The sequence below is a fragment of the Peribacillus frigoritolerans genome (assembly GCF_001636405.1).
GTDB lineage: Bacteria > Bacillota > Bacilli > Bacillales > DSM-1321 > Peribacillus > Peribacillus frigoritolerans.
Window position 1 is genome coordinate 5,034,170 of sequence record NZ_KV440950.1, and the last position, 26,051, is coordinate 5,060,220.

The window sequence follows — 26,051 nt, forward strand, 5'->3', positions numbered from 1 at the left end:
CAGATGAAAATTTCAGGATGAATTTGGATTGAACTTTTCCAAGCTGTTCATCCTGTCAACGTTATATTTTTTTCTTCTTATAAAATAGAAAAGAACGGTCATCCTAATGGAGCAATAATGACATAAGGAGAGAAACTACATGCCTCAACAATAAATTGATATCAATCAATTAAATCAAGCAAAAGCAAACGTTCCCCTTACGCAAACCTAACTTTCACAAGAGCAATTGAAAAATCTTCCTCTGATCCAACTTTGGCACAAGAAGCCATTAAACAAGCTGCTCAAGAAATTGCCCAAGCCCAATCTTCCGTAAATTAGGTTTACAATACAGTACAGTACAAGCTCAGCAAACGGAATGATTTTGGGGATTATCTCGATTAATTGATTCAAAACAAGAATACAGAGGCCTATATCCAAATTCAGGAATAGGCCTTTATGTAACGAATTTATTTGTTGAATCCAAGCTTTTTCACCCCCACTTATTTAATGGCGGTATGCTTTGCGGGAACTTAAACGCATTGTATGGATCATACCTCGTTTTTCACTACTCGAAGCCGTTTGAAATTTTCTCCATAATACGCAGCTGGTCAATCTTTAATGGTGTAACGCTACGCCCGGTAAGCTTTGTTCTTTCCAAAAGATAGCCCCTTCCTCGGGTAAATATGTAACTTCCTATGAAAAAAACTGGCATGAAGATACATTCCCCTTGCGTCGCTCCCTTGTTACGAGGTCAAATTAGCTACACTCGTGAGTTTTGCTATTTTACTCGTGAATTCTACGACTTTACTCGCGAATTTCGCTGTTTTACTCGTGAATTCAACGACTTTACTCGTGAGTTTCGCTGTTTTACTCGTGAATTCCACAATTGATCTACAAGGACAAAAAAGGCCCTTCTCGAATTAGAGAAGGGCTTTTTACTAGAATTTCTTATCCTGAAATCTCATCATCAGATTTAACATCCAATGGTGTTCGTTTATCCATTTTCAGCATGTAATAACTTGCTATTACCAAGGCTAGGAAAACGATCCCGACTACCAAGGAAATCCTTGTACTAGGATTGATCCACATACCTACCAGCACCATCAGTAAAAAGGCTATTGTCGCATAGTTACTATAAGGGGCCAACGGCATTTTAAACGGATGTTTCTCCATTTCAGCGGCATTTACCTTTCTGAACTTAAGCTCACTGATAAGTAAGACAAACCATGGAATCATCCCAGGCAAAACACTCGCACTGTACACATAAAGGAATACTTGCGGCGGTGCAAGGTAATTCAGGATAACCCCGATGCCCAACCCTAATAGTACAGCGATCGTGCAATATGCCGGAACTCCATTTTTAGATACTTTAGCAAAGACTTTCGGAGCTTGGCCATTCAATGCCAGTGTGTAAAGCATACGACCTGCACTGAAAATCCCACTGTTGCAACCAGACATTGCCGCAGTGATTACGACAAAATTAATGATGCCTGCCGCTGCAGTGATACCTATTTTGGCAAAGGTCGAAACAAACGGGCTGCCTAAGTCATCCAGTTGATCCCAAGGGAATACTGTCACGATGACGAAAATGGCACCAATGTAGAAAATTAAAATGCGCCATATAATTGATTGGATCGCTTTTGTTACAGTCTTCGTTGGGTTTTTCGCTTCCCCGGCTGTGATGCCGATAAGCTCAACGCCTTGATAGGATGCCACGACAAGTGAAAGCGCAAAGAAGAATCCTGTCCAGCCTCCCGTAAAGAAGCCGCCATTTGCCCATAGATTCGATAATCCAAGCGCATCCCCGCCATTGCCTATTCCAAAGAAGATAAGGCCCAGGCCGGCAACGATCATCAATATAATCGTTATGATTTTTATAAGTGCAAACCAGAATTCAAATTCCCCGAATGATTTAACGGAAATGAGGTTGGCCGCCCCCAAGATGATCATGGCCACTACACCTGGTATCCATGCCGGTAACTCCGGGAACCAATATTGCATATACAGCCCAACCGCAATGATTTCGGACATTCCGACGATTACCCATTGAAACCAATTGCTCCAAGCAGTCATATAACCTGCCAAAGGATGTATATAGCTGCTCGCAAAGGTTGCAAAAGAACCTGTAGTCGGTTCTAAATAAAGCATCTCACCCATGGAACGCATGATGAAAAATATAAAAATACCTGCAATGGCATAAGCAAGCATTACAGAGGGCCCGGTCCATTTGATCGTGCTCGCAGATCCCATGAATAACCCGACTCCGATGGTTCCGCCCAAAGCTATCATTTGAATGTGACGTGCTTCCAGCCCTCTCTTTAATTCCTTGTTCGACATGATTAACTCCCCCAGATGCAATATCGGTAATGCTTTTCTATCCTTACCACGAACTTATTAATTATTGCAGTTAGAAATGCTCTATCGAAAAAATATCAATAACACTTCATTTATGTTTTCTTATCTTATAATAGTAAATATTCTGTAAAAATACAATTGTATTTTTGAAATAAACAGTTGCCAATAATATCTTGTTGATTTTTCTAATCTAAAAATATCATTTTAAAAAAATGATGTTCAGTATTCTATTATAGTGATCGTTCATAATGAGTAGAAAACAATCACTTCTGCTTAGACCTTAAGTTAATTACAGACCACTATTAATCTACAGGTAATGCCTGTTTCATTTCAAAAAATTTGTTGACCTACCGAAAAATAGATGATAGAATTCCAATATTATTTTATAAGCATAATGAAATGATCAAGCAGTGGAAAATCATCACTGACTGACATTTCTTCACAACCGCATACAAGCAAGCGATGAATGCTATGGATGACACTATAGCAGGAGCAGCTTCTGGAGAGACTGTACAAGATGCAGCGCCGAAGGATTCACAATCTCAGGCAAAAGGACAGAAGAGTAACGAATGATATATTGTTATTCTGAGCCCTTTAAGAGATTGGTATTATCCAATCTCTTTTTTTATTGTCCATTTTGTGATTGGACTAAAACAACAAATGGGAAAGGCAAGCTGGACGATAATCACGTCCCTCTCTCCAAGACCATGCAGGTAAACATTCACTACCAAGACTATAAAAACGGGGGCGTACGAATTGGCTAAACAAGAATTAAAAAGAGATTTAAAAAACCGACATGTACAACTGATTGCAATAGGAGGAACCATTGGCACCGGTTTATTTTTAGGTTCCGGAAAAGCCATACAATTAGCAGGTCCTTCCATAGTATTCTCTTATATGATAATAGGGATTGCCTTGTTTTTTGTGATGAGGGCCCTGGGGGAATTGCTTTTATCCAATGCAGGGTACACATCATTCACTGAATTCGCAACTGAATATGTCGGTCCATGGGCCGGCTTCGTGACCGGTTGGACATATTGGTTTTGTTGGATCATGACCGCAATGGCCGATATCATAGCTGTCGGTGTTTATATGCAATATTGGTTTGATGTCCCTCAATGGATTCCGGCTCTGCTTTGTCTGGTCATTCTGTTAGGATTGAACCTATTGACCGTTAAGATCTTTGGCGAATTGGAATTCTGGTTTGCCATCATTAAAGTAATCACGATCATCGCCTTGATCGTCGTGGGGATCATCCTTCTGATCCTCGGCTTCAATACCAATACCGGAACGGTTTCCCTAACGAACCTTTGGAATCATGGCGGCATGTTCCCCAATGGCATTTCCGGATTCCTGTTATCTTTACAGTTGGTCGTCTTCTCATTTGTCGGTGTCGAATTGGTCGGGGTTTCTGCAGCAGAAACGGCGAACCCGCGAAAGAACATTCCATCTGCCATCAATAAAATCCCTGTCCGGATTTTGCTTTTCTACGTTGGTGCACTATTCGTCATTCTCTGCGTCAACCCATGGACACAACTGGATGCCACAAGCAGTCCATTTGTAGAGGTCTTTGCGTTAATCGGCATTCCAGTCGCTGCAGGGATCATCAACTTCGTCGTTTTGACATCCGCTGCTTCTGCATGCAACAGCGGTTTATTTTCAACGAGCCGAATACTTTATACGTTAAGCAGGAATGGTGAAGCCCCAGCTAAGCTGGAAAAATTAAATAAACAGGCTGTTCCGAGCAATGCCTTATTCACATCCACAATCGTTGTATCAATAGGGGCATTATTAAGCAAGCTGATACCGGAACAGGCATTTACTGTCGTGACTACCATCAGTGCCATCTGTTTCATATGGGTATGGAGCATTATCTTGATCTCCCATATCAAATATTCGAAAACAAGGCCTGACCTAAGAGCCGAATCGACTTTCAAGGCTCCTTTTACCCCTTTGGTCAATTACGTCATTTTAGGCTTATTCCTGTTCATCCTTATTGTTATGCTATTCGCTGAAGCTACACGGCTATCACTGCTCTTGACCCCAATCTGGTTCATCCTCTTGGTGATACTATATAATTATCGAAAAAAAAGATAGCTAAAGGAAATAAAGCCTTGAACTCAATATGAATTCAAGGCTTTATCTGCTTATGAACATATTAGGCCTTCGGCTTTCTGCACACTTTTGCTAAAATATATCAGGCAACTGCATTAAATTTTATATCAAAATAGTGTAAGCTAATATATATTATCGGACCTTTTCCGTCATGTATGAATTTTCCATCCGGTTTGGTTCACCCATCCATCAGTGGCATTGAAGAATAAACCCCCATTGGTGGGCGTTTCACTTTATTTAAAACGGAGGGGGTTTTTTAATGAAGATTATATATATTCTTACACTAGTTCCTTTTATAGGCATACTGGGATTTCTACCTTTTGTTAATAAAATAGAACCATACGTATTAGGGATGCCTTTCAATATGTTCTGGATGGCTATGTGGGTGGTCCTTACCTCTGCCATACTCGGCATCATGTATAAGCTGGATCCCAGGAATCGGGAAGGTGACCAGGAATGAATATTGCTCTCTTAATCATTTTAGCATTTTTACTTCTATCGATATTTTTAGGAATACGCTCTTCAAAAGGAAAAGATATGGACTTGGAACAATGGACGGTGGGCGGACGCGGTTTTGGTGCGATATTCGTCTTTCTGCTGATGGCTGGGGAAATCTATACGACCTTCTCCTTCCTTGGCGGCAGCGGCTGGGCTTATGGTAAGGGTGCACCCGCTCTATATGTTCTGATTTACATTACTTTGTCTTACGTATTATCCTATTGGCTCCTTCCGGAAATATGGAGATATGCCAAAGAAAATAAACTGATGTCTCAATCCGATTTCTTTGTAAGCAAATATAAGAGTCCCAGTTTAGGAATTTTGGCTGCACTTGTCGGTGTGGTGTCGATGATCCCAGTGATCGTCGTGCAGCTGAAAGGATTGGGGATCATTGTCTCAGAAGCATCTTATGGTGCCATCTCAATGTCTGAGGCAGTTTGGATGGGGGCGATCAGCCTTACCATTTATGTGATGATCTCCGGTATACACGGTTCAGTTTGGACCGCGGTCATTAAAGATATCATGATGGTCGCCATAATAGGATTTTTGGGGATTTATCTGCCGATTCATTACTTTGGCGGATTTCAGCCGATGTTTGAAGCGGTTGATGCCGCCAAGCCTGGTTTTCTAAAGTTCCCTGATCAGGGGCTTAGCGTATCATGGTTCATCTCCACGGTAATATTGCTCGTATTCGGTTTCTATATGTGGCCACAAGTTTTCAGCGCTGTTTATTCAGCACGCAGCGGCAAGGTATTTCGAAAGAACGCCATCATCAGCCCTTTATATACACTCATGCTGTTATTCGTCTTTTTCGTTGGGTTTACAGCTATATTGAAAGTGCCCGGACTCGTTGGGGCAGATGCGGACCTCTCATTGCTGCGCCTTTCGATCGAGACCTTTGATCCATGGTTTATAGGCATAATCGGCGGCGCTGGATTGTTGACCGCATTGGTGCCGGGATCCATGCTTTTGATGAGCGTCGCTACACTGCTCGCAAAAAACGTTTATAAGGAATTTGCACCTGACGTATCCGATCGCCATATTGTACGATTGGCAAAGTTCCTTGTGCCAATCATTGCCCTTATAGCCGTCTACTTCACTTTAAACGGCGGCGAAACGATGTCGGCATTAATTCTTATGGGATACAGTCTCATCACACAGCTCTTCCCATCCCTTCTCTTAAGTCTGAAAAGGAATAATCCGATCAATAAATTTGGCGCAATCGCTGGCATCATTACCGGATTGGCCATCGTAATCTGCATTACACTCAGTCAATCGACAATAGGGACCTTGTTTCCATCCTTGCCGCAAGCAGCAAAAGATTTGAATGTGGGAATCATTGCATTGGCAGTCAATTTCATTGTGATGATCACGGTGAGTATTGCTTTCAGAAAGCACGCGGTTCAGTTGGAACCTAAATCCGTTAATGATATATGAAGCAAATTTTGAAACTGGTTATGGATCAATAAACATTGGAGGCTCAGTCAAAAGACTGAGCCTTCCTTATTCTCGGCTTCCAAGCATAGTGTCCTTTATCTCAATATTATTTATGGGAAACCTCATTTTAGACTATTAATCTTTTCTGTTTATAAACAAATCCCCTATTTTAACTAATAAATACAACGAAAAAATAATCATCAAGGTTCTGGATACTACCAGGCCATCATTAGCTAAATCATATCCACCTCTTAATAAGACTTCCGGATTCAAACAAAAAGTAATCGATATTACAAAAGCTATTAAAATCATGATAACACCGAACTGAGATCTATTTGACATTAACATTCCGCCTCACATTATATATTTTCCAAATAATAGAATTGCTTTTAGGAATAATCTACATTCATGGTCACTGGGGATGACTCAGTTGCATAAAAATCCAAAATAAATAGCCACCCTCATAAAGAATGACTATAAATCATAAAATATGAAGCTTCCTCAGTAAAATGCTTCGTATTGCTTCCGAGCCAACAAAAAATACTCTCTTCAGAAGGTTCGGGTTTTATTCGTGAGTTTGAAGCAAATACTCGTGACTTTCATGCTTTTACTCGTCAGTTTCGAGCAGATACTCGTGATTTTCATGCTTTTACTCGTGAGTTTCGAGCAAATACTCGTGAGTTTCGAGCAAATACTCGTGACTTTCATGCTTTTACTCGTGAGTTTGGAGCAAATACTCGTGACTTTCATGCTTTTACTCGTGAGTTTGAAGCAAATACTCGTGACTTTCATGCCCGTTAAAACATATTTTCTTTTTAGCCCATACCTTCAGTAATCCACTAAGGCCTTCCTGCCATCATTCAATTCTTTGACCACTTTCTTATATTCCTGCAACTCTTGTTCCAGTTTTTGTTTTCTATTTAAAATCATTCTCGCAACCTCTTTCGGGGAGGGCCCGCCTTGAATGCTTCTGATTTTCACAAAATATTCGGGAGAGATTATTTTTTTCCATTCATCTTCTGCTATGTTCACTGATACGAATTCATTGATGATTTTGTTGATTTCTTGTGTGTCCCAATCATATAGCTCTTTCCCTTCACTAATCGACTTTTTTGCAATATGACTGGCTATGGAATGGGCTTTTCTAAAGGATATGTCGTAATCTCTTGAAAGGGTATCCGCTAATTCAGTAATCGTTATACTGGATTTTGCGGCCATTTTCTTTGTATGTTCTTCATTTACTTTCAAAGTCGACATGACGGCATACATTAGTTTCATGACACGGCCTGCATTCGAAAAAGCCCGATATAAATGCGGCTGTAAATCATCTTCCGTATCGACGATATCACCAAATGGTGTATTGTGAATCATATTCATTGCAGCAAGTGCATCACCATACGCACTGCTTGCAATCGAACGGGAATGTTCAATGGAGACAGGATTCCTTTTTTGCGGCATGATGCTGCTCACTTGAACATAAGGGTCCGCCACGTGAAATGTACCAAACTCCCTTGTCACATGCTGCAGGAAATCTTGGATCCACCTTCCGGTATTGACCATGCACGTCATGATGGCAGTTGCGGTTTCCAATAAATAATCTGCCCCGCCTATCGAGTCATAGGAATTTTCAATAACCGAATCAAACCCAAGCAGTTCAGCCGTACGGTTCCGACTGATCGGAAAACCGGTGGTCGTTAACGCGGCTGCACCCAAAGGGGATTGGTTAACCGTTTCATAGGCTGCCCATAACCGGCCAATATCCCTTTGAAGCACATCATAAATGGCTAAAAAGTAATGTCCTATTGTAGTCGGCTGAGCCGGTTGGGTATGTGTGTAACCTGTAATATAGGTTTCTGTATGTTTTTCAGCCTGCACCAAGAATGCTTCACTCAATTGGTTTGCATAGCCAACCAATTGGAGCAGATGACCTCTCAAAACAAGCCGGTACATCGCAACCCCCATATCATTACGACTGCGGCCGATATGAATCTTCCCTGCAAGTTCATGGCCGATTTCCTCACCGATCTTTGCCTCCATCATGAAGAATAAGTCTTCGAATTGGGGCTGATAGGTCAACTGCGTGAGATCTGTATGGGCCACTTTCCGAATCCCATCAAGCATGGTTTTCGCCTCTTCATCTTTAATGATCTTTTGTTCCGAAAGCATGATGACATGTGCCCGATGAATATCGAACATTGCATCAAATAAGTAATCTCTTTGATCATTAAAAACAGGCATCAGAAGCTCTCTAACATAGGTTTTTCCGGGAAAGACACTACCTTCATTTTTGATAAATTGTTCAAGCCTGCTCATCTTTGAACCTCCGATTCATAAAGCTTTTTCCGCTTTGATTCCAAAAAACTTGTTCGAAATAAAGAGAACGATTACAATCAGCGTGATTTGAATCATCCCATAGGCAGCGGCCTGCCCCATATTGAACATCCGAAGCTGATTCATGATTTCAATGGATATGGGCCTGTTTGAAATCGTGTACAACAGGACCGAGGTCGGGAATTCCCCCACAGATTCGATAAATGCCAATAATGTCCCTGATAAAACACCAGGCATAATAATCGGAAATATGACCCTTCTGAAGGTATAAAACCACTTAGCCCCCAAGTTTCTGGCTGCTTCCTCAATCGAATCATCCAGCTGCTCCAGAACGGCATTAGTCGACCGGACAACGAGTGGAATATGCCTAATGAAATAGGCAAGCGGCAAAATCCAAAATGTGCCTACCAAGATTTGACCGAAAGAAAAAACGCTAGGTTTATTGAATGCGAATATCAAGTTCATCCCTATGACCGTTGCAGGCAACGCCCAAGGAATCATGACTAGAATATCGACAAAGCTTTTCCCGACGAATTTCCGTTTGACAAGCACATAGGACGCAATGACACCAAACACCAGATTTGCCAACGTTGCAATAAACGCCATCAGTAAACTATTTCTTAACGGCTTGAAGATATTAGGGTCTTCAAACAAAAGCCTGTAATTTTCAACATTAAATACTGTGGGATACGTTTGAAATGTCCAGGTTCCATCCGGCACAAGTGAAAGCAAAAGAATCGTAAAGTGCGGTAAAAGCAGAATAATTACGCCGATGCCCCCCGTTACGACCATCACCCATTTCATAACCGGGTTCTTCACTTCACTCCTGTGCGCCCCAATCCCTTTCGAGGCCATTCGATAATCCTTCCTATTTTGATACCAACGCATGAATAATAGAAATGAAATCGAAACGATGGATAGAATGACCGATTGGGTAGCGGCAATTTCCATATCACCATTGATTTTTGAAAAATAAATTTGCAGGCTCAACACCCTGTATCCGCCAGCTAATAAAAATGGGGCACTGAAAGAAGCCATCGATATCATGAAAACAAGTAAAGAGGCGGCAACGATGGCAGGTGTCAATAATGGAAATGTCACCTTCCAAAAAACCTTTAATTTATTTGCGCCTAAGTTAAAAGCGGCTTCTTCAAGTGATGGATCTATTTTATTGATTGCAGCGGATACGGTCATATAAAAATAAACATACATCGTATAGGCATGCACGATAAGAATTCCCGATACCCCGCTAATCTTGAATGGAACCTTATCGAGACCGAACAGGTCCTTGATGGCATTTGGAATCAATCCCGATTCACCATATAAAAACATAAAGGCCATGACCCCTACCAATGATGGAAGGACAATCGGCAAAATCGCTGCTGATGAAAAGAAGCTTCTGCCGGGAAAATCGTAACGGTTAAAAATGAATGCGAGCGGAATGCCAATCAAGGCACTGACCAATACACTCAATAAGGATATATAAACAGAATTCCAAAGAGCCTCTAAGTTCGTTTTCGATTCCTGTACGAAGAAGTCCTGATAATTTCCAAGGGATATCGTTCCGTCTTTTTGCAGACTTTCAATAAAGGTCCTCAATGACGGGTAGAGTACATATGCTATGAGCACCAATACAACTGGTATAAGGAGCCAAACCGTCAATCTCGTATCACGATTTTTAATCATGGCGCATCACCGCTTATGACAGGGATAAGACGCAGCTGTTTCTCGGGAAGCTGGACATACACTTCCTTTCCTTGATAAAAGTATCCAAAATCATGGGTGTTAAATACGTCGACCCTTAGTAACACGTCTTGAACATCCACCATGACATTCACAACAGATCCAAAGAATTGGACCGAATTTATTTTGCCTTTAAAGATATTCCTTCCTTCCTCGATCACATCCAGAATCCTGATTGCTTCAGGACGAATCGAAACAGCAAGGTCAGCATCACTCTGTATGATTGAAATTCCGTTCCCAGCTTGATTTTCCACCTTCAATTTAATCGTTTTTTCACTATTCTTAAGGACAATCTCTATATTATCTTGTTGAACTTTTTCAACTTGAACGGGTAAAAGATTAATCTCGCCTATAAAACTCGCCACAAAATCATTGGCCGGACGATTATAAATTTCTGTTGGCGTCCCGACCTGGTGACATACACCATAATTGAACACAGCGATTCGATCACTCATGGATAATGCCTCAGCCTGATCATGAGTGACATAAATGGTGGTAATCTTATAATCACGCTGCAGCCTTAAGATTTCCACTCTCATTTCATCACGAAGCTTGGCATCCAGATTACTTAATGGTTCATCCAGCAGTAATATTTCCGGTTCAATGACCAGTGCTCTCGCCAGGGCCACCCGCTGCTGCTGTCCTCCGCTTAACTGGCTCACTTGACGATTCGAGTAGCTCTCCAGCCTGACCTTTTGGAGGACATCCAGCACTCTCTTCTTTAAGTCAGCAGAAGAAACCTTTCTCACACGCAAGCCAAACGCTACATTTTCAAAAACAGTCATATGGGGAAAGAGGGCATAGTTTTGAAAAACCATGCCTGTATTTCTTTTCTCCGGAGGTACACGCGTCATATCTTTGTCGCCAAATCGGACGACACCTTTAGTTGGATAATAAAAACCGGCAATCATCCGAAGTGTTGTCGTTTTACCGCAGCCGCTTGGACCAAGAAAGGTAAAAAACTCACCTTCTTTGATGTCCAGATTTAACTGGTCAACAGCTATCGTTTTCCCGAAGGCTTTTTGGACATTCTCTATTTTTATTGACGCCATCCCAACGACACTTCCTTATTCTTTAATTTCTTTATCTCCACTTTTAATATTTTCGTCCCAGTATTTCATCCACTCGTCACCTTTTTCCTGGAATGTATTCCAATCAATATCCATCGCTTTAATTTCCGTTTCCGTGATCCATTCAGGTAAACCCTTCACATCACTTCTGGTCGGAATCCTGTAAAATTCTTCTGCTAATGTTTTTGCGGCTTCTTGTGAATTCACGAACTCATAAAAGGCTTCAGCCGCTTTTGGATGCTTGGCACCTTCAACGATGGCGATACCTTCTGTCAATACTGGCGTTCCGCTTTCTGGAATGACGAACTCAAATGGATAATTTTTATTTTCTTTCAGCATGACGACATCCGGCATTGCCCAAACGGAAAGTGAGCCCTCTCCTTTGGCTACCTTGTTATACATCATTTCCGGATTCGCTGAATATTCCTTCGTGTTTTGGTCGAGCTTCTTTAACCAGTCATACCCTTCTTTCGGATCATTTGTATCCTTATACGTACGATAGATCATCGCAGAAAAAATTGTCCTCATCGTTCCGGAGGATAACGGATAGCGGATGATGATTTCGTCTTTCCATTTCGGATCAAGCAGCTCATCCCAATCTTTCGGTACCTCGTCTTTTGATAATTCTTTGCTGTTATACATGATGACTTCCGGTGTCTGGCTCGTTCCTGTCCAATACCATTCCGGATCGCGGAATCCTTCATCGAGACTATCGGAATAGCTAGGCTTATAAGCGGCCAGCAGCCCATCATCCTTTGCTTGATTGAAGTTCGTGGAAGGTGCACCCCACCAAACGTCTGCCTGCGGATTACTTTTCTCTGAACGAACACGGTCAAGGATTTCCTGAGACCCCATATCAAGCCACTCAACATCAATACCATACTTATCTTCGAATTGCTTTTCGAATTTTGATAAAATATCTTTGCCATGTGGTGAATAAACCACGATTTTATCTTCCAGCTCACCCTTTTCGCCAGCATCCGAATTCGTTTTCGTATCTGTACCGTTACATCCTGAAATTAATAGTGCTGCCGATAAGGTCAGTACTGAAACAAGCGACTTTTTCCTATTATGCATTAATATTCCCCCTCATCACGAAAATTCAAAATGCCATCATGTTCCCTTAAAAATAGGGAAACCGCTCCAAGCACCCCTGCGTTTTCTCCCAGTTGTGAAGTTTTCATTTCTACTAAACTTGGAAGATATCGATCAACGACCTCCCGAATTCTAGGTAAAATGTATTCAGCAGAATTTAATACACCACCCCCTAAAATGATCACTTCCGGATTTAGCAAACTAGCCGCATTGACAATTCCGCAGGCTAAATGTTCGATGGCTTCATTTATGATGGCCATAGCTGCAGTGTCTCCTTTTTTTGCTACCAAAAAAGCATCCTCCCCCGATAGTTCGGAAGATTTGGCCCGTTCGAATAAAAAATGGTGAGGATCCTTGAGGACCTCCCTGGTGAAATGACCGCCAATCGACTTGCCTCCAGCGACACTTTCCAAATAGCCATATCTCTGGAAAATCGGCTTGAATTCACGTTTTATATCCTCTTTGTCCGTCACCATATATCCCATTTCCCCAGCGGCACTGGAAGCTCCTCTATATAACTGGTTATTCAAGATGATGCCGCTTCCGATTCCCGTGCCAACCGCAATGAACAGTAAATTCCGCTTATTTTGTGCATTACCCAGCCACTGTTCACCTAGTGCAGCCGCGTTTACATCATTGTCCAGAAAGATGGGGAAATCAAAATAACGTTTCGCTTCTGCTATAAATGGATATTGAACCCAGCCTAAACTCGGTGCCTCTATTACTAATCCGCTTGCCGTTTGCGTAATGCCAGGGATCCCGACTCCCATCCCCAATATCCTTTCCTTCGCAATCTGATTCTTTGCAATTAACCGCTCCGTTTCAATCGCCATTTGTTTAAGCAGCCCTGAATTTAAATAAGTGTTTGTTGAAAAACTAGTGTCAGCAAGGATGTTGCCGCTTAAATCGCTTAAAACGATTTTCACTTTCGTCCCGCCTATATCGACACCGATGATATAGGCAGCCTTTTCATTAAAAAAGAGCTGGATGGGCCTCCTCCCGCCTTGGGATGAGGATACTCCTATTCCTTTCTCGAATACCCATTTCTCCTGTATAAGTTCATCCACAGCCTGAGAAACAGTTGGTTTACTTAGCTGAAGCTTAACGGCGATTTCAGCTCTTGAAATGGGTGAACATTCTTGGATGCATTGAATGATCCTTTTTTTATTTACATATTTTTGATGACTGGGTGTCCTTTTAAAACTCATCACATCACGGCCTTACATTATTTAGTTAGTAAATCTTCCTAATTAAGTAAAAATATAACTTAAATAATTTCAACGCACAAGTATTTTTCAGAACACTTAAAATGTTCATTTTTTAATAGTTACTTCGAATTATTTACATTTATAACCATTAGTGTTATTTATTAGGTAGGTTTTTTATCTGGTTAGTTAGAAAACATTACTAACCTACATTTTTTTTAGGTGTTTTATAAAAGTTGAAGGGGGTTAAAAGAAGAATGAAAAAAGCTTTGTTATCGTTGTTTTCCCTTTTGTTGGTTTTTGCATCATTGCCGCTTGGAGGCAGCGCTGCAAATCCTGATGAAACCAACGTCGAATTATGGAATGCGGTCAAGCCGCTCGAAACGACTGTGACATTCTTGAACAGCGGTGCCCATCCCGATGATGAACGCAGTGACTTTCTCGCTTATCTATCGAGAGGGTTAGGGGTGAAAACATCCAGCCTGATTGCAAACCGTGGTGAGGGAGGACAAAATGAAATTGGGGATGAACTGGACAACGCTCTTGGAATCATCCGTTCGAGGGAAATGATAGAAGCTGCAAAAATCACCGGGGTTAAAGCCTATCATCTAAGCGAAACCACCTCTGATCCCATTTATGATTTCGGTTTCTCTAAAACACCAGAGGAAACATTACAAAAGTGGGGCGAGGAACTCACATATGAACGGCTTATCCGCTTTATTCGGACGTATCAGCCAGATATATTGATGCCATCCTTTCAAAATGATGATACCCAGCATGGACATCATCGAACAATGACAATCCTAAGTGAACGTGCCTTTACGGATGCCGCCGACCCAACTGTGTTTCCACAACAATTGAAACAAGGTCTATCGGTATGGCAAGTGAAAAAGTTATATTTGCCCGTTTCCTCGGCAGATCAAGCAACCACTTCGATAGAAATCGGTAAATATGACCCAATATACAAAATGACTTACCCACAGCTTGGAGAACAATCCCGCTATCTGCACAAAAGCCAAGGCATGGGTTCTGATATCCCTGCAGTACCGCGCCAAATCCATTTGGATTTGAAGCAAAGCGCAGTTGATACAAAAAGCGAGTCGGACCTTTTTGCAGGTGTGCCTTACAATTTTACTGAATGGGCTGAAAAACTCCCTAGCTCAGCTTCAAAATTAAAAGGTGAATTTAGGTACCTGCAACGGAATCTGGACGCTGTTATTGAGTCTTATCCCCATGCTAAACGTGTTTTTTCAACATCCCAAAAAGCTCTTTCCAATGTTCGTTCAATGACTGCGCAAGTCAAAAAGGCAAAGCTAAGCCCTGCCATCCAAAACGACTTGCTTCATAAGCTCTCATTAAAAGAAGAGCAATTGCAAAACGTCAGTTTTGTCTCCTCAGGGCTCGAGGTTCAAGCTGAAGCAGCTTCAAAGATTCTTACGAAAGGTCAAAATACGTACGTAACCATAACCATGAAGAATAACGGGAAACAAACATTGAAAAAAGTCGCTGCTGCATTGAACGTGCCTAAAGGATGGAAGACAAAAATAAAATCAAAAGATGTCAATCTGGCACCTAATAAATCAGCGACAATGACCTACCTGGTTGAAGTCCCTGAAGATGCAGCTTATTACCATGCCTATGATGAATCAACCATTACAGCCAGCATTTCTTATAAATACGGGAGCACAAAAACTTCCATCAAGGAAGAATTGGATGGAACGATCGCCGTCCTTCCCGACGTTGCCCTTACCTTATCTCCTGAAGATATCGTCGTAAATACAGCAGATGTAAAAGAGAAAATCCCAGTGGCGGTGACCTTGAAAAACTATACAGAAGGAAAAGCATCAGCAAAGGTCGCTTTAAAAGTCCCTGAAAATTGGGGAGTTCATCCCCAAAATGCCACTGTATCATTTAATGAAAAATCAGAAGAAAAACAAGTGAAGTTCACCCTCAGACCGCCGAAGGCCATCCAAAAAGGCGAATATCAGGTGAAGGCTGCTGCCACTGTCAATGGGAAAACCTTTGATTCGACCATTCAGGAAATTTCCTATGACCATATCGGAACATTCTATTACCAATACCCAGCAGCTATCAATACCGTTGCATTTGAGCTTTTGAAGCCAGCTTCATTAAAAGTAGGGTACATTGAAAGCGGATTCGATAAAGTGGCAGATTATTTAAGCAATGCAGGGCTGAACATTACGAAGTTAACTGCAGCTGATTTAGCTGAAGGTGATTTAAGTCAATATGACACGATCGTTACAGGCATCCGTGCCTATCTATCGAGGGAAGATTTAAAGGCATATAACGCGCGCTTACTTGAGTATGTGGAAAACGGCGGACATCTCGTCGTGCAATACCATAAACCGGGTGATGGATGGGATGCCTTGAAGACGGCTCCATATCCTCTTACCCTCGGGAATCCTTCGATTCGCTGGCGGATAACCGATGAAAGAGCCACAGTAAACGTGTCGAAACCAGAATCGGCGCTTTTTACCTATCCAAATAAAATAACAAGTGATGACTGGAGCAATTGGGTCCAAGAAAGAGGATTGTATTTCCCAATGGAATGGGATGAACGGTATGAAACATTCATTTCCATGGCTGATCCGAATGAAGAACCATTTGATGGCGGTATCCTTATGGCTAAATACGGTAATGGCACCTACCTCTATACCAACCTTGTCCTATACAGGCAAATTCAAGGCCAGGTCCCAGGCGGATATCGAATCATGACGAACTTGATTAGTTACGGTGCCAAATAAATAAAAAGAAACCTATGCATGTGTTAAATGCATAGGTTTCTTTTCTGTGACGTTTGCCCGATTGAAGCTGATATGAATAAAAACATCTCCTGACTGATAGGTTCCTGCTCTAAAAACAAAAAAAGTTATGCACAAAGATGAGGGAAAGGCTATGCGTTTGGGGTTTCCCCTCATTTCCCGCATTGCTTTGTCCACACTTTATGCACAACTTCATTCATGACTTACGATCTTAAAAGCATCCCGTTAAAGCACTTTGCTCAAGAATGCTTTGGTTCTTTCGTGCTGAGGGTTACCGAATAATTCATTCGGCTCATTTTCTTCCACGATATACCCTCCATCCATGAATATCACCCGGTCCCCGACTTCACGGGCAAAGCCCATTTCATGTGTAACGACGACCATTGTCATTCCTTCTTTAGCAAGTTGTTTCATTACCTCCAAAACATCACCGACCATTTCAGGGTCAAGGGCAGAAGTCGGTTCATCAAATAGCATGATCTTCGGGTTCATCGCCAATGCCCTTGCGATGGCGACCCGCTGTTTTTGTCCGCCGGAAAGTTCCCCTGGATAGCTACTTGCTTTTTCCTTTAGACCAACCTTATCCAATAACTCAAGCGCTAATCTTCCTGCTTCCGCTTTATCGGTGGCACGAATTTTAATAGGGCCCAAGGTTATGTTCTCCAAAACGGTCTTATGTGGAAATAGATTGAAATGTTGAAAAACCATTCCAACTTCTTGCCTGACTTTGTTTATATTGATTTTCCTTTTAGGATCGGTAATATCATGTCCGTTAATGAGCACCTCGCCGCCCGTAACTTCCTCAAGGAGGTTCAGGCAACGCAGGAATGTACTCTTTCCAGATCCAGAAGGGCCTATTACGCAAATTACTTCCTTTTCCTGCACTTCTGCATTTATATCTTTTAAAACCTCGACAGTTCCAAATGATTTTCTTAGGTTTTTTACTATAATGATGCTCATCGAACTTGTACCCTCCTTTCTATGAAATTAGCAATTAGGGTTAACAAATAGATGATGATAAAGTAAATTACACCTACGGCCAGCCAAACCTTGAATGCTTCAAAGGTTGCCGAAGCTTGAATCTGACCTTGCTGGGTTAAATCGGCTATACCAATTACGGATAATAGAGAAGTGTCCTTCAAGCTGATGATCGATTGATTCGTAATGGTAGGGAGCATCCTTCTAAAGGCTTGCGGAAGCACGACATATCTCATTGTTTGAGCTCCAGTGAACCCGATGGATCTTGCCGCCTCCGTTTGCCCTTTATCGATTGATTGTATCCCCGCCCTTATTATTTCAGCAAAATATGCCCCTGCATTGATCGCAACGGTAATTATTCCAGCTGTTGTACTGTCCAAAGAAATCACATTCAATGAATTTACACCAAAATAGATAAAAAATAACTGAACGATGAACGGTGTCCCTCGTATTGCATCCACATAAACCTTTGCAATCCAGTTCAAGATTTTGATGGGGGCAAGTCGCAGCAAAGCGACAAGTAAACCAATCAAAAAACCTAGGATAATGGCAATCACAAAGATATAAAGTGTCACCTGAAGTCCTTTTAATAAAAGTGGCAACGCCGCAACAATTATATCCATTTCTTTCACCCCTTTGAAAAAGAAAGCGCGCCATAAGCGCGCCTAATGAACTTTAATCTATTGTTTATTAACTTTATTCACTAAGATACGTTTTTATAATTTCATCATATGTGCCGTCTTTTTTAAGATTGGCAAGACCATCATTTATTTTTTTCAATAAATCCCCGTTTTGCCCTTTCAATACAGCTATTCCATATTGGTCACCATTCAAACGGTCACCTACGATTTTCAACCCAAGATCTTTTTGGGCGATTGCATATGAGATGACAGGATAATCTTCTATAAGGGCATCCGCATTACCGTTGGCCACTTCCTGGAACATCGCTGGACTATCATTGAATTGAACAACTTTGATTCCTAGTTCCGTAGCATTGTCCTGTGCATATTTAGCACCTGTTGTTCCTTTTTTCACTGCTATGGTTTTTCCTTTAAGATCCTTAACGGTTTTAGTGCTTGTATTATCTTTCTTAACAACTATTGTTAACCCTGCATCAAAATACGGTGTTGAGAAATCCACTACCTTTTTTCTTTCCTCTGTAATGCTCATTCCCGCAATGGCCACATCAAGCTGATTGGCTTGCATAGCCGGAATGATTCCACCGAAATCCATTGGAGACAATTTGATTTTGAAATCCTGGTCTTTCGCAATTGCATTGATCAATTCGATATCGATACCTTTATAGTCGTTCCCCTCTTTAAATTCAAAAGGAGGATAAGTCGTATCCACACCAACTTTATATACCTTTTCAGGTTTCTTTTCCTCACCTGCATTTTTTCCTTCATTGGTTCCACAAGCCGAGATAAAGATGGTTAAAATCAAAAACATACTCAATAAACCAAGTTTCTTCATTTAAATCACTCCAATTCTTAATTATACGTGATAATAAATAATTCTCCCTATAATATAGCATAAGAATAAAGTATTATAATATGAATTTTTAGAATAATTATTATTTTCTTTAAATAATTTTTATGGACGTTTTTCCTAATATTGTTACAGTGATGGAAAATACAAAAAGGCTATGGAATCCTTCTCGATAAAAATAGCCGATCATGTCATCAATACCTGTAAAACAAGACCATTGGAGGGTGGTATTCACCAGGGTTCCTTTGGTCATCCCTAATAGGAGATGCCCCATTAGTTGGATAAGAAAAAAACTAAATCAATTAACTTTTGGATCCTTTTAAACTAGAATATAGGAATTGTTTTTCCGCCTCCACTCCCCCTGATTCAAATGTCCCGCGCAACCGTGAGTCCTACCATGTCTACTTCTATCAAAAAAAGGCCAACCAGTAATTTTTACTGGTCGACCTTATAATAAGAACGCATCCGTTCGATTTGTGATCGAATTAAGATTCATTGATTTGCACTAAAGCAGCAATATTGCGATGGGTGCCGTAATAATTAACGTGATGAGTGTCCGTTCAAACCAGATTACAATCAACTTCGTAATGCTGATCGGGATTTCGGTTGATAGGATACAAGGTATCGTCGCTGAAAAGAACAATATGGATGAAACAGAAACCACGGCAATGATGAACTTAGTTACCAGAGGTGCATCAACTACAAGAAGCGCCGGCAGGAACATTTCTGCAATTCCTATAGCTGAAGCTTTTGCAGCCAAAAATGGTTCAGGTATTTGCAATGCCCAGGTAAATGGGTAAAAAAGATAGCCAAGTAAATTAAATATTGGAGTGTACTCCGCTAATACAAGGCTGATGAGACCAACGGATAAAATGGACGGCAGAATGCTCATTGTCATAAGAAAACCGTCCTTTAAGTTCTCCCATAAATTTCTGCCAAGACTTACGGAATTATTTGCTCCCACCATCGCACTGTTCCAGGCATTTCGGAAAAGTCCTTCTTTGATAACTTCTTCTGGATCCGCATTATCCGAATAATATTCGTCGCTCATTTTATTTAATGGCCAAATGCGTACGGTAATGGCAGTGACAAGGTACGTGATTCCTAAAGAAACCCAAAAGAAAAGCGACCATAAGTCCATAAGCCCGAGGGTTTTTGCTACAACGATCATGAACGTTGCTGAAACCGTTGAAAAGCCAGTTGCAATAATAGCTGCCTCTTTAAGGGTGTATTTTCCTTCTTTATATAGTCGATTCGTAATAAGCATACCAATGGAATAGCTACCTGCTAAATCAGCAACCATATCAACCGCTGAACGCCCCGGCGTTTTAAATATCGGCCTCATGATCGGCTGCATCAGTACACCCAAAAATTCGAGAAGCCCGTATCCAATGAGAAGCGCCAAAAATATAGCACCTAAAGGAACGACAAGACCTACAGGTATGACAAGTTTTTCGAAAAGGAAAGGACCCATACTTGGGGCCATTAACCATTCGGGTCCGATCTTGAAATATATTAAGATCGCAACAACAGCACCTAATACTTTTAATAAAGAAAAAACGATTGATACCTTATCTTTGCTCCAGCTTTTTGAAATAAATGGATAAACAGCTCCTAAAAGAATGACAATAAGAGCATAAATGGGAACGGCTGACGGTAAGGTTACTTTGATCCATGTTACTATATGATCAATTGGTATGCTTGAAACACCATTTATGGTAATGGGAATAAAAAACATAAAACTTCCAATTAAACTGTATATAATAAACTTCAGTACATTCGTAGTAGATTGAATCTGCGGCTCCTCTTGTTTCGTATTTGTCGCAACATTTGGTGATTCCATAATCATTCCCCCTTTAATTTAATTGCCTACTGGGTAAATTCTGCGTCATGCCCACATCCAATCACGTAAAGTATCACCTTATTCCAGCAGCAAAACACCCCAGCTATGTGCCGCTTTCCAATCCCCCGTGTACCGGTGCACAACTACAACCCGGTAATATTGTTCATTAACATGCGAAGCACTGCCACTTGTTGCGAGACTTTTATATGCAATCCTGTTCTTTTTTTAATATCTTTACTCTTTCACTTGTATCCGCTTTCATTTTGCTTGTCCTCCTCATTATTTAACATTCATTGTATACTGAAAATTCTAATAATAATTTTACTTTTTGATGATTATTTTATAATTTATATTCTAAAATTCATCTATTATTGTCCTTTTTATAATCTATATTAAAATCAGAGCGAAATTTAAGAGCAGAATCTATAGTTTTGGTACCAAAAACTAACTGAATGAGTGGTCTATTAAGCTTGGGCAGAGAAAAACTAAGTGTTCCTGCCCCCTTTTTTGCATAAGAAACAGAGCTGAACGTCATACATCCAACCAAACTTTCTTTTATATACTTTTTTACTCCCAACTTGGGAATAAATAGTTCTTACACTTACGTGAATTATCTGTTAAATTGGGGAAATATAAATTCAATCGACGATGACTTTATAACTAGGATGGGTATGATGAGAATTAAGGTAAAAAAAATAATATATTACCTGATTAAATTAAGAGGGAAAATCTTTATACCATTTGCCATTTTATACATATTAGTTGCAGCATATATTGCTTTTTCTATAGAGCCACAGACGTTCGAATCATATTTAACTTCAGTTTACTGGGTTCTTACAACGCTTGCTACGGTTGGTTTTGGTGACTATGCACCGGTCACCGATCTTGGAAAAGCATTTACCATCGGTCTATACATAACGGGTATTGGGCTTGTTAGTCTTTTTATTGGAAAAATCATTAAATCTGTATATCTTATCGAAAAACGTAAAGTTGGTGGAAAAATGAAATATACAGGTAAAAATCATATCATTCTGATTGGATGGAGTGAAAAGTCAAAATCAGCAATTCAAGAAATTTTTAAATCTGATGAAACCATTGATATTGTTATCATTGATAACCTGGAAAAATCACCCATGATGGAGGAGCGTCTGTTTTATGTTCGCGGGGATGCCACCGATGAAGAAACATTACTCCGTGCAAATCTGCCTAAAGCAAAAGGCGTTATCATTTTTGCTGACCAAATAACACAAGATAATTATGCTACAAAGGATCCGTTACTTGTCGATGGAAAGACATTATTAGTTGCCACTGCCATAACGTCCATTGAAGAAATAACCAATACGGCAATACACGTCACCGCTGAGGTAATCAATCAAAAGCATATTCGTTTATTTGAGCGTGTAAAGGTGGATGAGTTTATTCCTACACAAGAAATGATCTCCCACGCAGCAGTACGATCATTATTTTCTCATGGAGTCACTCACATGTATTCAGAACTCATGAGCTCAAAGTATGAAGAGACGATGTATGAGATTTCTAAACAAGATGAATGGCGAACCTATCGTGATGCATTCATGGACCTTCTTAATAAAGGGGCCACACTGGTAGCAGATCGTGGTGATCTTAACATAAACCAAAAATTAGATGCACGAATTCCCGATGATGCACAGCTTTTCATTATTTGCGATAAAGAGACCATTTCCAAAATAAATTCAAAAATACATTAGAAGCAGAAATCTTTAGGGATGCTATAATAGCATCCCTCAGTTTGTAGACAAAGGGTTTTATCTAAAGTTAAAACTAAGTTGACTGGAGCGGGTGTTCGAGACTCCTGCTTAGAAAAGCGCGTCAAGGGTAGACCCCGCAGTCGCAAGCCGAGGGAGGACCGCCCGCGGAAATCCGAGTGCCTCTCGTTCCAATCAACTTGCCTGCTAATATGCATCCTAAATTGAATAAGCTTTAAAACAAAAAAAGAACCTTCAATCAAAGATCGATTAAAGGTTCTGTTGATTTTAATTTCAATGATGCTTCGATATCCAAAAATTAACTATAAACTAGCTCTTTTTTTTTGCTCAGACCAAGCGTTTCTGATGTTGAAGTTTGAATTTCGTGCAAAAGCTCTGTATTTTCCATTAGTGACTCTCCATAAGAAGGAATCATTTCTTTAATTTTCGGTTCCCACTCTTTCATGCGTTGCGGGAAGCATTTATTAATTACCTCAAGCATAACGTGAACAGCAGTAGAAGCCCCTGGAGAAGCACCTAGCAATGCTGCAATAGAGCCATCGGATGCACTTACAACTTCCGTACCAAATTGAAGTGTACCTTTGCCGCCTTCAGCAGTATCTTTGATAACTTGTACACGTTGGCCAGCTACTACTAAATCCCAATCCTCGCTCTTAGCGTTCGGGATGAACTCTCGTAACTCTTCCATGCGCTGTTCTTTCGATAACATAACTTGCTGGATCAAGTATTTTGTCAATGGCATCTCTTTTGCACCTGCCGCCAACATAGTTAAAACATTATTCGGTTTTACGGAAGTTATTAAATCGAACATTGAACCTGTTTTTAAGAACTTCGGTGAGAAGCCCGCAAATGGTCCAAATAGCAACGATTTTTTATTGTCGATAAAACGTGTATCAAGATGCGGAACAGACATTGGTGGTGCACCAACTTTAGCTTTTCCGTATACTTTCCCATGATGCTGTGCAACAACTTCCGGATTATTACATACCATGAAGTATCCACTTACCGGGAATCCTCCGATATGTTTCCCTTCAGGAATGCCGGATTTTTGCAGTAAATGCAAGCTTCCGCCCCCGCCTCCGATAAAGACGAATTTAGCATTATGACGTTCTACGCTACCGGTATCGACATTACGCACTTTTAATTCCCATGAGCCATCACTGGCACGTTTAACATTATCAACACTATGTTTATATTTGATATCGACGTTTTGAGCCTTTAAGTGGTCAAACAACATGCGTGTCAGAGCACCGAAGTTAACGTCTGTACCGTAATCAATTTTTGTTGCCGCTATAGATTCATTCGATGGACGGTCTTGCATAATAAGTGGAATCCATTCCATCAGTTTTGCTGGGTCATCGGAATACTCCATACCTTGGAACAGAGGATTTTTGGACAGCGCTTCAAAACGTTTCTTTAAGAACGCTACATTGTTATCCCCTTGCACCATACTCATATGAGGCAATGGCATGATAAAGTCTTGCGGATTATCAATCAGCTTACAGTTTACAAGATACGACCAAAACTGCAATGAAACTTGGAACTGTTCATTTATTTTAATTGCTTTGCTAATATCTATAGATCCGTCAGCTTTTTCGGATGTATAGTTAAGCTCGCACAGTGCAGAATGTCCCGTACCCGCATTATTCCATTCGTTAGAGCTTTCTTCTCCTGCGTTTGCAAGCTTCTCAAATACTTTGATTTCCCATTCCGGTGCTAACTCTTTCAGTAATGATCCCAAAGTCGCGCTCATGACTCCGCCGCCAATTAAGATAACGTCTGTTTGTTTCTGTATGTTGCTCATTATAACCTTCCTTATCCCCTATATTTGCAAAAAAGATGTAGGCGCTCCTGCTTAGGTGTCAAAAAAAATCCCGGCACGAACTAGGAACACACCTTTTCTGTCTCCTTATAACTATATCATAATCTATTATTATTATTTCATAGATTAAAATATTCTACTATTACTTTTTTTGTTAAAATGTTGATTTTGAAAAGAAATTAGCTTAAACTTATCCGCCCCGATAGTCGCATTAAAAGATTTCTTCAGCAACTCCCCATCATTGAAGGAAGAAACTGTTAGTGAAATAATATTGACAGATTCGAAAAAGCCAGGAAAATACACATTTATTGACAAAAACAGAAGGAAAATTAGAACTTTCTGTAACCATTTCCCTAAAAAACTAGGACCTTCCTGAAATTGCTAAACTCTTAACTTTTTAACTAGTATCATAAATTCCACCCAATTATTAGATATTATAACAATACCAATAATTACTGAAAATTAAACCAATATAAGGTAATATCATCGATAATATTCTTAATTTTAAGACTTATCTCATAGTCCCTCATTAATATAATTTCTTAACTTATTGCTATTACAAAAAAACATTATTTCTCTTATTTTCGCAAAAAGATATTTTCAACTTTATGTTCCGACCCTTTTTTCAAGATGAGTTTTGCCCGTCCTTTTGTCGGCAGTATATTTTCATGTAAATTTTTCAAATTAATTTCTTCCCAAATTTGAGTCGCTTTTTTTATGGCCTGTTCTTTAGAAAAGTCAATATAACGATGGAAATAGGATTCGGGACTTTGAAATGCAGTCTTTTGAAGTAAAAGGAACCTTTCGACATACCACCGCTCTATGTCATTAACTTCTGCATCTACATAGAGTGAGAAATCAAAAAAGTCACTGACGAATACTTGATTTTCCTTGTCAACTTGAAGAACATTAACACCTTCCACTATTAAAATATCCGGATTACAGATCGTCTGCACTTCATTTGGCAAAATGTCATACTTCAAATGTGAGTAGATTGGAACTTCCACTTTATTTTTTCCCGCTTTTACATCTCCGATAAGATTGATTAATTTTTGGGTATCATAACTTTCAGGAAACCCTTTTCTTTTCATCAATCCTTTTTCTTCTAAAAGATCATTTGGGTACAAAAAACCGTCGGTAGTGACAAGACCTACGTTTCTGTGATTATCCCATCTGGATAATAAAGTCTGAAGCAACCTTGCAGTCGTACTCTTTCCTACAGCTACACTCCCTGCAATCCCAATGATATAAGGTACTTTTTTAGCATCAGTTTTTAGAAATGAAGAAGTGGCTGTGTTAAGCTGCTGAGATGCCTCAACATGTAAATTGATTAAACGGGTCAAGGGCAAATAAACCTCTTCCACTTCCTGAATGGATATTTCTTCATTTATTCCTTTTAAGTTATCCAATTCTTCTTCAGTTAAAGGAAGAGGGGTATGGTTTCGCAAAGATGCCCACTTTTTTCGATTGAATTCAAAATAGGGAGTATAGGAACTCATGATTTTTCGTTACCTCACTTTTTAGAGTTACTATCAGTTTAACAAGGATGATGTCCATAAAAAAG

General features: G+C 40.3%; 18 protein-coding genes, 1 pseudogene and 1 riboswitch. Of the genes and pseudogenes, 6 read left to right on the forward strand and 13 right to left on the reverse strand.

Translation table 11 applies throughout. The annotated features are described in order from the left end of the window. Positions 1-469 precede the first annotated feature (469 nt). Together A6755_RS28395 and A6755_RS23805 are read right to left on the reverse strand one after the other, a co-directional pair. Positions 470-514: pseudogene (locus tag A6755_RS28395) on the reverse strand (hypothetical protein); the annotation flags it as partial. A gap of 413 nt (positions 515-927) precedes the next feature. Continuing rightward, positions 928-2,316 carry an amino acid permease gene (locus A6755_RS23805; RefSeq protein WP_063592181.1) on the reverse strand — a complete coding sequence of 463 codons (1,389 nt, stop codon included), beginning with the start codon at positions 2,314-2,316 and terminating at the stop codon, positions 928-930. Positions 2,317-2,823: 507 nt separating this feature from the next. Further along, positions 2,824-2,902, forward strand: a riboswitch (glycine riboswitch). Between the two features lie 188 nt (positions 2,903-3,090). On the opposite strand from A6755_RS23805, the gene A6755_RS23810 reads away from it, so the two are divergent. From A6755_RS23810 to A6755_RS23830, 4 genes are all read left to right on the forward strand, one after another. Continuing rightward, a complete protein-coding gene (locus A6755_RS23810) occupies positions 3,091-4,431 on the forward strand; it encodes an amino acid permease (protein ID WP_063592182.1) in 1,341 nt (446 codons plus the stop codon). 277 nt (positions 4,432-4,708) lie between these two features. After that, a complete protein-coding gene (locus A6755_RS23815; RefSeq protein ID WP_048685209.1) occupies positions 4,709-4,909 on the forward strand; it encodes a DUF3311 domain-containing protein in 201 nt (66 codons plus the stop codon). Continuing rightward, positions 4,906-6,384, forward strand: a complete 1,479-nt coding sequence (locus A6755_RS23820) for a sodium:solute symporter family protein (RefSeq protein WP_063592183.1) — start codon at positions 4,906-4,908, stop codon at positions 6,382-6,384. The genes A6755_RS23815 and A6755_RS23820 overlap by 4 nt, the downstream gene beginning before the upstream one ends. Before the next feature lie 519 nt (positions 6,385-6,903). Then, on the forward strand, positions 6,904-7,185 hold the full coding sequence (locus A6755_RS23830; protein ID WP_134402180.1) for a hypothetical protein: 282 nt from the start codon (positions 6,904-6,906) through the stop codon (positions 7,183-7,185). 27 nt (positions 7,186-7,212) lie between these two features. Here A6755_RS23830 and argH read toward each other — a convergent pair whose 3' ends face one another. Genes argH through A6755_RS23855 form a run of 5 tightly spaced genes read right to left on the reverse strand, consistent with a single transcriptional unit; the run spans position 7,213 to position 13,831 of the window. Beyond that, positions 7,213-8,697 (reverse strand): argininosuccinate lyase, encoded by a 1,485-nt coding sequence (gene argH, locus A6755_RS23835; protein WP_063592186.1) that lies wholly within the window; start codon positions 8,695-8,697, stop codon positions 7,213-7,215. A 15-nt stretch (positions 8,698-8,712) separates the two neighbouring features. Next, positions 8,713-10,401 (reverse strand): ABC transporter permease, encoded by a 1,689-nt coding sequence (locus A6755_RS23840; protein ID WP_063592187.1) that lies wholly within the window; start codon positions 10,399-10,401, stop codon positions 8,713-8,715. After that, entirely contained in the window at positions 10,398-11,510 is a 1,113-nt protein-coding gene (locus A6755_RS23845) for an ABC transporter ATP-binding protein (protein ID WP_063592188.1), read from the reverse strand. The genes A6755_RS23840 and A6755_RS23845 overlap by 4 nt, the downstream gene beginning before the upstream one ends. A gap of 15 nt (positions 11,511-11,525) precedes the next feature. Beyond that, a complete protein-coding gene (locus A6755_RS23850) occupies positions 11,526-12,605 on the reverse strand; it encodes an extracellular solute-binding protein (protein WP_063592189.1) in 1,080 nt (359 codons plus the stop codon). After that, entirely contained in the window at positions 12,605-13,831 is a 1,227-nt protein-coding gene (locus tag A6755_RS23855; RefSeq protein WP_063592190.1) for an ROK family transcriptional regulator, read from the reverse strand. The genes A6755_RS23850 and A6755_RS23855 overlap by 1 nt, the downstream gene beginning before the upstream one ends. Before the next feature lie 254 nt (positions 13,832-14,085). Here A6755_RS23855 and A6755_RS23860 point away from each other — a divergent pair, with 254 nt between their 5' ends. Continuing rightward, positions 14,086-16,593, forward strand: a complete 2,508-nt coding sequence (locus A6755_RS23860) for an NEW3 domain-containing protein (RefSeq protein ID WP_063592191.1) — start codon at positions 14,086-14,088, stop codon at positions 16,591-16,593. A gap of 243 nt (positions 16,594-16,836) precedes the next feature. On the opposite strand, the gene A6755_RS23865 is transcribed toward A6755_RS23860, so the two are convergent. The 4 genes from A6755_RS23865 to A6755_RS23880 form a co-directional block, all read right to left on the reverse strand. After that, positions 16,837-17,571: an amino acid ABC transporter ATP-binding protein gene (locus tag A6755_RS23865; protein ID WP_063592192.1), complete on the reverse strand. Its 735-nt coding sequence runs from the start codon at positions 17,569-17,571 to the stop codon at positions 16,837-16,839. Further along, positions 17,568-18,212, reverse strand: coding sequence for an amino acid ABC transporter permease (locus A6755_RS23870; protein ID WP_063592193.1), 645 nt, complete (start codon positions 18,210-18,212; stop codon positions 17,568-17,570). Before A6755_RS23870 ends, A6755_RS23865 begins: the two co-directional genes overlap by 4 nt. A 73-nt stretch (positions 18,213-18,285) precedes the next feature. Continuing rightward, positions 18,286-19,062, reverse strand: coding sequence for a transporter substrate-binding domain-containing protein (locus A6755_RS23875; protein WP_063592194.1), 777 nt, complete (start codon positions 19,060-19,062; stop codon positions 18,286-18,288). A 520-nt stretch (positions 19,063-19,582) separates the two neighbouring features. Then, a complete protein-coding gene (locus A6755_RS23880; protein WP_063592195.1) occupies positions 19,583-20,920 on the reverse strand; it encodes a YjiH family protein in 1,338 nt (445 codons plus the stop codon). A gap of 674 nt (positions 20,921-21,594) precedes the next feature. On the opposite strand from A6755_RS23880, the gene A6755_RS23885 reads away from it, so the two are divergent. Continuing rightward, entirely contained in the window at positions 21,595-22,647 is a 1,053-nt protein-coding gene (locus A6755_RS23885) for a potassium channel family protein (protein ID WP_063592196.1), read from the forward strand. A 316-nt stretch (positions 22,648-22,963) separates the two neighbouring features. Here the strand turns inward: A6755_RS23885 and A6755_RS23890 are convergent, their stop codons facing one another. Beyond that, complete coding sequence (locus tag A6755_RS23890; protein ID WP_034305633.1) at positions 22,964-24,469, reverse strand: malate:quinone oxidoreductase; 1,506 nt, start codon at positions 24,467-24,469, stop codon at positions 22,964-22,966. 596 nt (positions 24,470-25,065) lie between these two features. Beyond that, entirely contained in the window at positions 25,066-25,986 is a 921-nt protein-coding gene (gene coaA, locus A6755_RS23895; protein WP_063592197.1) for a type I pantothenate kinase, read from the reverse strand. Positions 25,987-26,051: the final 65 nt, after the last annotated feature.

What these genes read in the sequence shown, in the direction of transcription:
- A6755_RS23805 (WP_063592181.1), bottom strand. Translation starts at nt 2,316, where the DNA reads ATGTCGAACAAGGAATTAAAGAGAGGGCTGGAAGCACGTCACATTCAA.
- A6755_RS23815 (WP_048685209.1), top strand. Translation starts at nt 4,709, where the DNA reads ATGAAGATTATATATATTCTTACACTAGTTCCTTTTATAGGCATACTG.
- A6755_RS23820 (WP_063592183.1), top strand. Translation starts at nt 4,906, where the DNA reads ATGAATATTGCTCTCTTAATCATTTTAGCATTTTTACTTCTATCGATA.
- argH (WP_063592186.1), bottom strand. Translation starts at nt 8,697, where the DNA reads ATGAGCAGGCTTGAACAATTTATCAAAAATGAAGGTAGTGTCTTTCCC.
- A6755_RS23840 (WP_063592187.1), bottom strand. Translation starts at nt 10,401, where the DNA reads ATGATTAAAAATCGTGATACGAGATTGACGGTTTGGCTCCTTATACCA.
- A6755_RS23845 (WP_063592188.1), bottom strand. Translation starts at nt 11,510, where the DNA reads ATGGCGTCAATAAAAATAGAGAATGTCCAAAAAGCCTTCGGGAAAACG.
- A6755_RS23850 (WP_063592189.1), bottom strand. Translation starts at nt 12,605, where the DNA reads ATGCATAATAGGAAAAAGTCGCTTGTTTCAGTACTGACCTTATCGGCA.
- A6755_RS23855 (WP_063592190.1), bottom strand. Translation starts at nt 13,831, where the DNA reads ATGAGTTTTAAAAGGACACCCAGTCATCAAAAATATGTAAATAAAAAA.
- A6755_RS23860 (WP_063592191.1), top strand. Translation starts at nt 14,086, where the DNA reads ATGAAAAAAGCTTTGTTATCGTTGTTTTCCCTTTTGTTGGTTTTTGCA.
- A6755_RS23865 (WP_063592192.1), bottom strand. Translation starts at nt 17,571, where the DNA reads ATGAGCATCATTATAGTAAAAAACCTAAGAAAATCATTTGGAACTGTC.
- A6755_RS23870 (WP_063592193.1), bottom strand. Translation starts at nt 18,212, where the DNA reads ATGGATATAATTGTTGCGGCGTTGCCACTTTTATTAAAAGGACTTCAG.
- A6755_RS23875 (WP_063592194.1), bottom strand. Translation starts at nt 19,062, where the DNA reads ATGAAGAAACTTGGTTTATTGAGTATGTTTTTGATTTTAACCATCTTT.
- A6755_RS23880 (WP_063592195.1), bottom strand. Translation starts at nt 20,920, where the DNA reads ATGGAATCACCAAATGTTGCGACAAATACGAAACAAGAGGAGCCGCAG.
- A6755_RS23885 (WP_063592196.1), top strand. Translation starts at nt 21,595, where the DNA reads ATGAGAATTAAGGTAAAAAAAATAATATATTACCTGATTAAATTAAGA.
- A6755_RS23890 (WP_034305633.1), bottom strand. Translation starts at nt 24,469, where the DNA reads ATGAGCAACATACAGAAACAAACAGACGTTATCTTAATTGGCGGCGGA.
- coaA (WP_063592197.1), bottom strand. Translation starts at nt 25,986, where the DNA reads ATGAGTTCCTATACTCCCTATTTTGAATTCAATCGAAAAAAGTGGGCA.